Consider the following 11,843-nt stretch of genomic DNA (forward strand, 5'->3'; position numbering starts at 1 on the left):
TTCGAGGCGAATTGTAATGAGGAACAAGCAGGTCCAATGGCGGCTTATATGAAAAACAATTTCATTTTCTTAGGGATTAAGAGTCCTTTGCGCAAACAATTGCTACGAGAATATTTCGCGGAATATGCTTTGCCCGAACCTGAGCAACTGTTTGAAGAAGTATGGAAACTATATGATTTACCAGAGCGTGAATATCAGTATGCGGCATTTGCATTACTTGATAAAATGAAGAAGTATTTGACGATTGAAGATTTACCTGAATTACGCAGATTGATCGAAACAAAGTCTTGGTGGGATAGTGTGGATTCGATTGCACCGAAGTTTGTTGGCGATGTTGTAAAAGAAGATCCTGAGCGTGGTGAAAAAGTAATGTTGAAGTGGTCTCAGTCCGATAATATGTGGACAAACCGTGCCGCTATTTTACATCAATTAAAATTTAAACAGGCGATGAATACTGATTTACTTTTTGATATTATTAAACAACATTTGGAATCCAATGAATTCTTTATTCAGAAAGCGATTGGCTGGGTTTTACGAGAATATGCAAAGTCAAATCCAAATATTGTGTATACATTTGTAGCGGAACATCCACTGAAACCTTTGAGTAAGCGTGAAGCATTGAAGCATTTTATATAAAATAATATGCCGTGTATTGTACCTCAAATAAAAAACACAGACATTTTCCATTTAATGTCTGTGCTCAATAAAAAAGTCAATGCTATAAAGCGTATTAAATAGACTACGACTGTTTGTTTATAGAAATTCTCGTTCATATTGATGAAAGATAGCCGTGATCGGTATTCACGGCTTGTTTTGCTTATTCTCCTGTTTTAGCGAAGTGTTCAATTCTTGCACCAATTTCATCGCGTACACGTTGGAAGAACGCCCATTTCTCTTCATTCGTTCCTTTTGCTTTTGCTGGGTCATCGAATCCCCAATGCTCACGTTTAATATGTACTGGTGTAATCGGACACTTATCATCTGCATCTGCACAAAGCGTGACAATAAAATCCGCATTGTTTAATATTTGTTGATCAATAATATCCGAAGTTTGAGTCGAAATATCTATGCCGGCTTCATTCATTGCTTTAACAGCACTTGGATTAACCCCGTGCGCCTCAATTCCAGCGCTTAGAACTTGCCATTCTTCACCAAGATATTTTTTCCCCCAACCTTCAGCCATTTGGCTACGGCATGAGTTGCCTGTACATAAGAAATAAAGTGTTTTTATCGACATAATAAAATCCTCTTTTCGTTTTTTATTGTATGAATGACAGCCATAAATAAAGTCCGATTAGTGTAATCAGAAGTGTAGGAACTGTTAAGAGTATACCAATTTTAAAATAGCTACCCCAAGAAATTTTCACACCTTTTTGAGACAGTACATGCAACCATAGTAAAGTGGCCAAAGAACCGATTGGCGTTATTTTAGGACCTAAATCTGACCCAATGATATTTGCATAAATCAATGCTTCGCGAATAGGACCCGAAGTCGTCGTTTCTGAAATGGCTAACGCATTGATCATAACTGTAGGCATATTATTCATAATCGAAGATAAGATTGCTGCAATAAAGCCCATCGAAATCGTTGCTACAAACATTCCTTGATTGGCTGCCATTTGAATAACATCTGCTAAGATACCTGTCAGTCCAGCATTCCGTAATCCATAAACGACCACGTACATCCCAACTGAAAAGAATACGATTGCCCAAGGAGCTCCTTTTAGTACTTGCTTCGTGTGGACAGCAGAACTTCTTTGCGCCATAAGCATAAAGAAGATGGCTGTAATCCCAGCAATAATAGATACGGGCAGTCCCGTAATTCCACTCGAGAAATAACCTACGAGTAATACGCCTAAGATCACCCAAGCTAGGCGAAATAACTTTATATCTTTTATTGCATCCTTTGGTTCTTTTAGAGCTGAAACATCATACTTTTTAGGAATACTTTTACGGAAAAATAGCAACAATACCAAAATACTTGCAACTAATGCAAATAAATTCGGGACAATCATACGTGAAGCGTATTCCACAAAACCAATACCGAAAAAGTCTGCTGAAACGATATTGACTAAGTTACTCACGACTAGTGGTAATGAAGTAGTATCAGCTATAAAACCACTGGCAATAATAAATGGGAAAATCATCTTTTCATTGAAATTCAAATTTCGTACCATTGCAAGTACAATCGGCGTGAGAATTAGAGCGGCACCATCGTTTGCAAATAAAGCAGCAACGAGTGCACCTAAAAGGCTAACGTAAACAAACATGCGAAGTCCACTGCCTCTGGCTAATCGAGCCATATGTAGGGCAGACCATTCGAAGAAACCAATTTCGTCTAAGATTAATGAGATAATAATGATTGCCACAAAAGCAAGCGTGGCATTCCATACAATGCCAGTAACATCGATAACGTCCTGAAAATTAACTACACCTAATAACAATGCAACGACTGCGCCAATACATGCAGACCATCCTATAGATAAGTTTCTGGGCTGCCAGATGACAAAAATAAGTGTAATGATAAAAATCATTGATGCGGTAATAACTGAAACCAACTTGCATTCTCCTCCTTATTGACAACAAACTCGAAGTCCTTGTGCCTCCAGTTCAGCGATTGATTCGTTCTGTTCCGGAAGATGTTCAAGGATACTTTTAATAAACGGATAATCTTCATGATTTTTATTAATCGAAAAGAAAATCCATTGACCCCTGCGTTCTTCATTCACTACTTTAATATCTCTAAGTTTACGTAAGTGCTGGCTAATCGCCGGCTGACTCATTTCAAAAATCTCAACAAATTCACAAACACAGCATTCATGTGACTGAAGTAACTTCATCATCGTCAATCGCGTCGGATCTCCTAGCAATTTTAATAGTTGTGACGCCCGTTGCAGATCAATCGTTAATGTTGTATTCATATACCATCCCTCCCGTTACTCAAAAGTATATAATTATATGCTTATATAAGCAAGTGCTTTTATACGTCATCCACAGGAAAAATTCATCTAGTCTTCCTAGACAATAAAAAACCTCCGTTTGATTTACGTATTTCTACGTAAATCAAACGGAGGTTCGTGTGGGTTGCGTGTTACCCGTACCGTGCTATTATAGGCGATAGAATAGCGCGTAGGTTGCATAGTGCCAACGCCTACAAACGCCATACCTACGCTATTCCCGTATGCCCTCGGCGAGAATCGAACTCACATCTTAAGCTTCGGAGGCTCACGTGCTATCCGTTGCACCACGAGGGCCATAAGTATTATTAATAATGAAGCGACAAGATTTATTATACTAATGATGTGTATTGAAAGCAAGTTCTTTTTTTATAGGCGTTATATTTGACCTTCATTGACCATACTATGTATGATAAACTTACAGTTGAACTGAAGGAGGAATTGGAATGGTTTTAATACCTACAGTAATTGAACAAACGAATCGTGGGGAACGCGCGTATGATATTTATTCCCGCTTACTAAAAGACCGTATCATCATGCTTGGAACTGGAATTGACGATAATGTTTCGAACTCAATCGTTGCACAACTATTATTCCTAGAAGCTGAGGATCCTGAAAAAGACATCTCAATCTACATCAATAGCCCAGGCGGAAGCATTACGGCTGGTATGGCAATATTTGACACAATGCAATTTATTAAGCCCGATATTCAAACAATTTGTATCGGTATGGCTGCATCTATGGGTGCTTTTCTTCTTGCGGCTGGAACGAAGGGCAAACGCTACTCCCTTCCTAACGCGGAAGTAATGATTCACCAACCACTTGGTGGTGCGCAAGGTCAAGCGACTGAAATTGAAATCGCAGCAAGACGAATTCTTTTCCTTCGTGAAAAACTAAATGCAATCCTATCTGAACGCACAGGGCAACCTGTTGACGTTATCGCAAAAGACACAGAACGGGATAATTTCATGACTGCAGAACGTGCAAAAGAGTATGGTTTAATCGATCATATTATTACACGTAGTGATATGAAAAAAGAAGAAAAATAAGTTATAACAAAACCGATCCTTTAAAAGGTCGGTTTTTTTTTACAACTAGACACCGCTTCCAGACAATTTTTTAATAATTGGAAACGGTACCGTCATCAAATAATTAGCTTTCCTTTTCAACAAAATCGGCTAACGAAAGCAAGGCTTGTTCTTCGTCATTACCATCTGCTATTAAAGTGATTTCTGTACCATACGCAATTGCAAGACTCATAATACCCATAATACTTTTTGCATTTACTTGTCGATCGTCTTTTCTCAAAAATATATCAGCTACATACCGGTTCGCCTCTTGAACAAATAAGGCTGCTTGACGTGCTTGTAGACCTGGTTTAATTCTAACTTCCACTATTTTCTCTGCCATTTACATTTCACTCCTCTTTACGGCATCTACTTAGCTGATACCTATTCCTCCATTACGAAGGTTATCTGCAATTTCTTCTATTTTTCTTAAACGATGGTTTACACCAGATTTACTTACTGCTCCACTTGTAACAAGTTCACCTAGTTCCCTAAGTGTAATATCTTGATTTTCAACTCGAAGTCTTGCAATTTCTTGAAGCCTATCCGGTAATTGATCAAGTCCAATGGTGTTTTCAATGAGCTGTATATTCCCAACTTGACGCTGGGCTGCTCCAATTGTTTTATTCATATTAGCGGTGTCGCAGTTTACGAGTCGGTTTACACTGTTTCTCATATCTCTTAGTATACGCACGTCTTCAAACTTCATAAGTGCCACATGGGCACCAATAAGGCTTAGGAAATCTGATATCTTCTCCGCTTCCTTCAAGTAAGTGATATACCCATTTTTTCGTTCAATTGACTTTGCATTTAAATGAAAAGTATTCATTAGGTCAACGAGCGCTTCACTATGTTCTTTATAAAACGAGAAAATTTCTAAATGATATGAAGATGTCTCTGGATTATTGACAGATCCTCCTGCAAGGAACGCACCACGTAAATAGGCACGTTGACAACATTTCTTTTTAATTAAATCTGAGGATATTTCATTTTTAAATTCAAATGTCCCCTTCAAAATCATTAAATCCTCCAAAAGTGGTTTCGCGCCATCTCGAATTCTACATATGTAGACGTTGTTCTTTTTAAGTCGCATTTTTTTTCGAACAAGTAATTCTAATTTATAAGTATAAAGATGTTTCAAGTTCGAATACAGTCGCCTTGCAATTGCTGCATTTTCTGTTTGTACGTCAAGACTAAGTTGTTTATTTGAAAATGATAAAGCACCATTCATTCGAATGAATGCGGAAACTTCTGCTTTTACACAGCAATCCTTACCTTCAATTTGGGTTAACTCTTTCTTGGTTCTTGATGCGAAAGACATGATATCCCCCTTCCTTCGAAGAATTATCTCTATTTCTTCTTTACAGATTCATTCATATAATCGATAATCCATTCTGCAACTTCGTCCGATTTATGTCGAATTCCGCCATCGATAAAAGCTACGATATCCTTCATTACAATATTGGGAACTAATTTTTTTAGAGCAGAATGATCGTTTTCAACAGGCCAAGGTGGTCCATCATTAAAATAACTCGAGAAATCAGCGTTATTTAATAAAATAGTATCAATAAATGCTTTTCCCGCATGTTCATAAAGTGCTTGAACATGTTGAGAGGCTGTATACCGATATGTTTCACCAGCTTGTGTTGTGAGATTACAAATATATACTTTCTTCGCACTGCATGTTAATACCGCATCGCGAATCGCTTTTACTAATATCGTTGGCAATATACTCGTATATAAACTTCCTGGACCAAAGATGACGATGTCGGCGGCCATTATGGCTTCAACCGTTTCTGGTAGCGGTTCAACTTCTTCTGGAGTCATGTAGACCCTTTGGATTTTCCGGCCGTACACGGGTATCTTTGACTCCCCTGTCACAATTGTCCCATCTTCTAGTTCAGCGTGCAACGTAATTCTTTGGTTAGCAGCGGGAAGGACCTTACCTTTAATATTAAGAACACGGCTCATTTGCTCAACAGCCCTTGCAAAATCACCTGTAATATCTGTTAGTGCAGCTAACATCAGATTACCTAAAGAGTGCCCTTTCAAATCTTCTGAACTAGAAAAACGATATTGGAACATACGCTCAATAAGGGGCTCCACATCCGATAATGCAGCCATTACATTCCGCACATCACCCGGGGGTGGTATGTCGTATTCATCAAGGAGTCTTCCAGAACTTCCCCCATCATCGGCTACAGTAACTACCGCAGTCAAATCTACAGGATATTTTTTTAGACCACGCAATAAAGTAGCCAATCCAGTTCCGCCACCTAAGATGACAATCTTTTTTATGTTATCGGATTGTGTCATGACGTCAAACCTTTCTATTTTCAACATCACGATGGGTTATTAAAGTTCGGTAGTCATTCTCAAATCGCTTACCGAAGAATTCTGCAAGTGTTACAGAACGATGTTGACCTCCGGTGCAACCAAATGCAATAACGACTTGTGATTTACCTTCGTTTTTATATTGAGGAATTACAAAGGAAAATAGGTCTGTTAATTTTTCAATTAAAATTTGAGTTTCTGACCATTTAAGCACATAATCGGACACGTCTTTTTGCAACCCAGTTTTATGTTTTAATTCCTGAATATAAAACGGATTTGGTAAAAATCTCACATCAAAAACAACGTCTGCATCGATGGGCATACCATGTTTAAAACCAAACGAAACGAAATTCACTGTGAAAATTGATTCTCCACTAGAGGAAAATTCAGAAACGATTTTCTCTCGAAATTCTCTTGGCTTTAAATTAGATGTGTTGTAAATGGACCTGGCTCGCCCTTTTAGTTCAGATAATAACAGACGCTCTTTACGTATTCCTTCTAGTGGCAATCCACCTTCTGAGAGCGGGTGTGACCGTCTACTCTCCTTATAGCGTCTGACTAGAGATTCATCATCTGCTTCTAAGAATAATATTTGAGAGGAAAGCCCTTTCATTTTCAACAAATTATCTAAAGCGCCCATAAGAGAGTCGAACAGATTTCCTCCCCTGGTATCCATTACAGCTGCAATTCGTCTCATTTGGTTGTTTGATTTCATCATCAAATCAAGAAATGTTACAAGTAGCTCTGGAGGTAAATTATCGATGCAATAAAACCCTAGATCTTCGAAGCTTTGTATAGCCACTGTTTTACCAGCACCTGACATACCGGTAATAATAACTAATTCAACATCTTTATTGTAAGCTTTTTCTTCCGTCATTTTATATCACCTTCCAAAGAGTTTTGAATTTCCTCTTTTAACAGTTCGAATTGTTCTGTATAAAAAAATGTCCCATACTGTAATCCGGATTGATAGGCGGCAAAAAGTAAATTAGTTCGATCACCTTCCGCCATTGGAAGCGTTCGTAAGCTTTCTACGGGATGCCACTCGAGAATGCCTTCTGTAGTATTCTCAAAAGGTGTTCCCGACAAATCCCTTGCAAGAAATGTATACAACATCCATTCATCTATAGTCGGTTTTTCAATCGCCTCGGTAATCACCATTGTGTAGACACCTTTTAGATGTGGATTAATTGGCTGAACTCCTGTTTCTTCTGTAAATTCTCTAACCGCTGCATCGTATATGGATTCACCTGGATTCATTTTACCACCAGGTGCAACATACCAGTCACGTCTTGGTTTTTTCAATAACAATACATTATCGTTTTTAAGAACGAGTAAATTTGCTATTCTTTGCATTTTACATCCCCACTTTATTTGCATGTATAGTGCCATTATACATCTTTAATGTGCTAAACGACATTAGAAAGACAAAAAAGTGGCTGCTAACCGAATTAAATCGGTAGCAGCCATAGTTTTTGCTATATCAAAAGGGGGGTCAATTGATAATACTACTATACCCCACTCATGTTGCAGTCTTGTTACAGTCATGTTAAGGATTTATTAAATAAATTAATTGCAGATTAAACTTCCGCACCAATTTTCTCCAAAAGTTCCTCAACGTATTTCTGAACTGCTTGAGCTGCAATACTGCCATCGCCTGTTGCGGTCACTATTTGACGCAACAGTTTCTCGCGAACATCCCCAGCTGCATAAATACCTGGTACAGATGTTTCCATAATTTCATTTGTATTAATATAACCGTTTTCGTCTAGAATACCAAGCTTTTCAAATGGTTTCGTTAACGGATTCATTCCTACATAGACAAACATTCCTTCTGTTTCAAATTCCTTTTCAGAACCATCAACAGTAGATTGTAATGTAACAGAACCAACTTTCCCATCCTTGTCATTCACTTGCTTAATTGTTGTATTCCAAATAAATTCCATCTTTTCATTAGCAAATGCACGGTCTTGAATAATTTTTTGGGCCCGTAGCTGATCGCGACGGTGAACAACAGTTACTTTGTCTGCGAAGCGAGTCAAATATGAACCTTCTTCAATGGCCGAGTCTCCACCACCGACAACAATAATCTCTTTGCCTCGGAAAAACGCACCATCACATACCGCACAATAACTTACACCGCGTCCGGTAAGCTCCGCTTCACCTGGAACACCCATTTTTCTATATTCTGCACCCGTTGTAATAATAATTGAACGTGTTTTAAACTGGTTAGCACCAGCAATAATAGTCTTGTAACTTTCTCCATCTATTATTTCAGTTACATCACCGTACGCATATTCGGCACCGAATTTACGGGCATGATCAAACATTTTTGTCGATAAATCCGGCCCAAGTACATGTTCAAAACCTGGATAGTTTTCAATATCTTCAGTGTTAGCCATTTGACCACCTGGCATACCACGTTCAAGCATAAGTGTAGATAAATTTCCACGGGATGTATAAACTGCAGCTGTTAGTCCGGCTGGTCCAGCACCAATAATTATGACATCGTATATTTTTTCTGTCGTCATCTAAACTTCCTCCTCAACAACATTTACAACCAAATCTTATAAGATTTAGAGTACCTATTCAACTTTTCTGCCTGTCTTGAGACTTACACGCCATCAAAGTGTGGCAAGAACTCAATCAGTTCATTTACATACTTGGTTAAAGTCGGAATAGAAATACCGTACTCTTTTGCAGTGGCTGTTTTCGTTATCCCTGTATATCGAGCGGATTGAAACATATAGTCTACTGCCGCTGCAAGAGCCTGAGGATTTCGAAACGGATAGGATTTAGTTAGTGCACTTTCACAAAGTGTAAACCACATTTGAAATAAATGCGTTGCTTGGCGGTTCAAAGGTCTATACTTTTCATAAAGTATTTCTGTCGTTTCAAGTGCTTTCATGAACTCTTTGTCAAATGTTGACCTTGGCATAAATTCATACTCAAGACCACTTGCTAGGAAGAGTTGTTCCAACGAACTTAAACTATCGACATCAATATAAGATGGATGGGAAATTATTTCTTGCTTATGACCTGACTTTCCAAGCAAATAAAATCCAAACATTCTCTCACTTCGATATTCATTTCGTATTTTGGCAAGTAAAAACTCACGATCCTGCTCAAGCGAATGAATACCGATATCATCCTCCACGTCTTTCCACGGTTCATAGCCTTCTTTAGTAGGGTCTATTTCAATAAGTGTAGTAAATGCTTCGCGTGCGATGTCCTCATGGCCCGAAAAATAAGCGGCATGGGCTAACCAAAAGTAATAACCGGAATCCCCTTCAAATCCACGCTTTTGAAGACTTCTTAACCAACTAAATGCTTCTTTATGTCTTCCAACTAATGCGAACGTTGCACCTAATTTATATCTATGCTCAATAACATAAGGTTTAATTTTAATAAGTAACGAAAGAAGAGATTCTAGTTCTTCCTCTTTCTTTTCGTAATAGTAAAAAACAGCTAAATTACAAAGTGCATGAAGATTACCTTTGTTTTGTTTTAAAACGTCGTGAAGAAGCACACTTGCTTTTTCGGTTTCTCCGACATAAAAGTAAGCAAGTGCTAAATTATTATAAGCCGCCCAGAAATCAGGATGATCTTCAATAATCGATTCCAATAAATTTGTAGCTTTTTTAAAATCACCGGATTCCATTAAACGGCGTGCTTTTTCCTGCAGAAAATATACTTCACCATCTCTTACCTCGTCCTCATCATAGAATGCATCCTCTTGCTCCGCAAAATCAATGATTTCTAAAGACTCATCAGCAAAAGGTCCATCTGGATCCATCGAGATGTATTTTTGGGCATACACTTTGGCATCGCGAAGCAACCCTAAATGTGCATGTATTTCTGCCAAGTAAAAAATGTTTTCTATATTTGTTTCATCGATTTCATGAGAATACAACAGAAGTTCATGAGCTTCTTCAAAACGGCCTTCTTCCATTACGAGCACACCGTACTGCATAAGTATTCGCGGATCATTTGGACTGAGCTCTATCGCCCTCTTTAAATATTTATGTGCATCTTCAAGACGATCACGTTGCATTGCAAGAATCGCTTTTTCATAATAAAATTCACCGTCCGGAATGAACGAAATTACTTTTTTATCATTCATCGCACGCTTATTGTTCATTTATATTCCCCCGAAAAAATAAGAAGGAACGTATCAGACGTTCCTTCCCGTTATTATTCCTATTATACCATAAGTTCAGTTCATGCAATTCCTTTTCAACACTTTACCTAAAAGTAACACAACATACGCCACAATTTAACCTCATTTGAAAGGAGTCAAACCAACCCTAGATGAAGCTAAGCGTTCTTCCATTTGCTCTTTTGTAAAAATAATTTTCACGGGATTTCCCCCGGCAAATACTCCTGGTGGTATATCACAATTAACAAGTGTAGCCGCGGATATAATCGCTCCGTCTCCAATTTCAATGCCTGGAAGAATCGTAGAATTTGCACCAATTAATACATTTTTCCCAATCACAACGTCACCAATACGGTATTCATCAATCAAATATTCATGTGCAAGAATCGTTGTATTGAAACCGATAATCGAATTTTCTCCAACTTTTATGCGTTCAGGAAACATCACATCCGGCATCACCATTAAAGCAAAAGAAGCTTTTTCACCGATATCCATTTTCAAGAAAAAACGAAACAAAAAGTTCTTTACAGGTATGAACGGTGTATATCGCGACACCTGTATAACAGCAAAGTTTTTAGCTACTTTAAAAAAGGATACCGTTTTATATATATGCCAAAGGGAATTTGCTCCACCTTTTGCAGCGTACCGTTCTGTCCTTCTCAATTTTCTGCCTGTTTAATAATTTCAAATAAATCCGAAATATGATGAAGCATAAAATCGGGATGATAATTTTGTAAAAATTCTTCCCCTTTTATAGACCACGACACTCCAGCAGTACGTACTCCTGCATTCTGACCGCCTTCAATATCATGATAGTTATCACCAATCATTAGAGCATTTTCTTTTTCGGCTTCCAATTTTTCAAGTGCAAGTAAAATTGGTTCTGGATCGGGTTTCGTTTTTGCAACATCATCCATACCAATTACAACGTCGAATATCCCATCTACATCAAGGAGTTCAATCCCTTTAAGGACCATGTCTTTTTTCTTTGTGGAAACAATCGCCATCTTCATACCTGCTGCTTTCAACAGATTCAAGGTCTCTGAAACGCCATCAAACTCTTTTGCAAGCTCATCGTGCATCATTATATTCCATGCTCTGTATTCTTGAATCATTATCTCCGTCTTTTCAGGATTCACTGAATTAAAGGATTCATGCAACGTTGGACCAAGAAATTTTAATATATCAACTCTCTCATATTTTCCTGGATAATGATTACCAAGAACGTGCTGAAATGTTTGGATGATCAACTCGTTTGTGTCCAGTAATGTACCATCAAAATCGAATAATAAAGTATTAATTGGTTTAACCATCTGCTATCGTACC

14 protein-coding genes and 1 tRNA gene are annotated in these 11,843 nt (G+C 38.0%); 2 read left to right on the forward strand and 13 right to left on the reverse strand.

Annotated features, from left to right (window positions below; all coding sequences use genetic code 11):
• The first annotated feature begins 36 nt into the window (after positions 1-36).
• Positions 37-636 (forward strand): DNA alkylation repair protein, encoded by a 600-nt coding sequence (locus ACP8HH_RS14580; RefSeq protein WP_438319199.1) that lies wholly within the window; start codon positions 37-39, stop codon positions 634-636.
• A 181-nt stretch (positions 637-817) separates the two neighbouring features.
• Here the strand turns inward: ACP8HH_RS14580 and arsC are convergent, their stop codons facing one another.
• The 4 genes from arsC to ACP8HH_RS14600 all read right to left on the reverse strand — a co-directional run bounded on the left by arsC (position 818) and on the right by ACP8HH_RS14600 (position 3,254).
• Positions 818-1,237, reverse strand: coding sequence for an arsenate reductase (thioredoxin) (gene arsC / locus ACP8HH_RS14585; protein WP_438312503.1), 420 nt, complete (start codon positions 1,235-1,237; stop codon positions 818-820).
• A gap of 22 nt (positions 1,238-1,259) precedes the next feature.
• Positions 1,260-2,558 carry an arsenic transporter gene (locus ACP8HH_RS14590; RefSeq protein ID WP_438312504.1) on the reverse strand — a complete coding sequence of 433 codons (1,299 nt, stop codon included), beginning with the start codon at positions 2,556-2,558 and terminating at the stop codon, positions 1,260-1,262.
• A gap of 15 nt (positions 2,559-2,573) precedes the next feature.
• Positions 2,574-2,921: an ArsR/SmtB family transcription factor gene (locus ACP8HH_RS14595; RefSeq protein ID WP_438312507.1), complete on the reverse strand. Its 348-nt coding sequence runs from the start codon at positions 2,919-2,921 to the stop codon at positions 2,574-2,576.
• A 261-nt stretch (positions 2,922-3,182) separates the two neighbouring features.
• Positions 3,183-3,254, reverse strand: a tRNA-Arg gene (locus tag ACP8HH_RS14600).
• Positions 3,255-3,403: 149 nt separating this feature from the next.
• On the opposite strand from ACP8HH_RS14600, the gene clpP reads away from it, so the two are divergent.
• The gene (gene clpP, locus ACP8HH_RS14605; protein ID WP_438312508.1) at positions 3,404-4,006 is read left to right on the forward strand and encodes an ATP-dependent Clp endopeptidase proteolytic subunit ClpP; all 603 of its coding nucleotides are present in this window, start codon (positions 3,404-3,406) and stop codon (positions 4,004-4,006) included.
• A gap of 103 nt (positions 4,007-4,109) precedes the next feature.
• Here the strand turns inward: clpP and ACP8HH_RS14610 are convergent, their stop codons facing one another.
• From ACP8HH_RS14610 to ppaX, 9 genes are all read right to left on the reverse strand, one after another.
• Complete coding sequence (locus ACP8HH_RS14610) at positions 4,110-4,367, reverse strand: HPr family phosphocarrier protein (RefSeq protein ID WP_438312510.1); 258 nt, start codon at positions 4,365-4,367, stop codon at positions 4,110-4,112.
• A 30-nt stretch (positions 4,368-4,397) separates the two neighbouring features.
• Positions 4,398-5,345, reverse strand: a complete 948-nt coding sequence (gene whiA, locus ACP8HH_RS14615) for a DNA-binding protein WhiA (RefSeq protein WP_438312513.1) — start codon at positions 5,343-5,345, stop codon at positions 4,398-4,400.
• Between the two features lie 29 nt (positions 5,346-5,374).
• On the reverse strand, positions 5,375-6,340 hold the full coding sequence (locus tag ACP8HH_RS14620; RefSeq protein WP_438319200.1) for a gluconeogenesis factor YvcK family protein: 966 nt from the start codon (positions 6,338-6,340) through the stop codon (positions 5,375-5,377).
• Between the two features lie 4 nt (positions 6,341-6,344).
• Positions 6,345-7,235, reverse strand: coding sequence for an RNase adapter RapZ (rapZ, locus tag ACP8HH_RS14625; protein ID WP_438312515.1), 891 nt, complete (start codon positions 7,233-7,235; stop codon positions 6,345-6,347).
• Complete coding sequence (locus tag ACP8HH_RS14630) at positions 7,232-7,714, reverse strand: NUDIX domain-containing protein (protein ID WP_438312517.1); 483 nt, start codon at positions 7,712-7,714, stop codon at positions 7,232-7,234. Before ACP8HH_RS14630 ends, rapZ begins: the two co-directional genes overlap by 4 nt.
• A gap of 224 nt (positions 7,715-7,938) precedes the next feature.
• A complete protein-coding gene (trxB, locus tag ACP8HH_RS14635) occupies positions 7,939-8,889 on the reverse strand; it encodes a thioredoxin-disulfide reductase (RefSeq protein WP_438312518.1) in 951 nt (316 codons plus the stop codon).
• 83 nt (positions 8,890-8,972) lie between these two features.
• Complete coding sequence (locus ACP8HH_RS14640) at positions 8,973-10,499, reverse strand: tetratricopeptide repeat protein (protein ID WP_438312520.1); 1,527 nt, start codon at positions 10,497-10,499, stop codon at positions 8,973-8,975.
• A 141-nt stretch (positions 10,500-10,640) separates the two neighbouring features.
• On the reverse strand, positions 10,641-11,180 hold the full coding sequence (locus ACP8HH_RS14645; protein WP_438312523.1) for an acyltransferase: 540 nt from the start codon (positions 11,178-11,180) through the stop codon (positions 10,641-10,643).
• Positions 11,177-11,830 carry a pyrophosphatase PpaX gene (gene ppaX, locus ACP8HH_RS14650; RefSeq protein ID WP_438312526.1) on the reverse strand — a complete coding sequence of 218 codons (654 nt, stop codon included), beginning with the start codon at positions 11,828-11,830 and terminating at the stop codon, positions 11,177-11,179. The genes ACP8HH_RS14645 and ppaX overlap by 4 nt, the downstream gene beginning before the upstream one ends.
• Between the last annotated feature and the right edge of the window lie 13 nt (positions 11,831-11,843).

Source organism: Sporosarcina sp. FA9 (assembly GCF_051550205.1).
In the GTDB taxonomy this organism is placed as follows: domain Bacteria; phylum Bacillota; class Bacilli; order Bacillales_A; family Planococcaceae; genus Sporosarcina.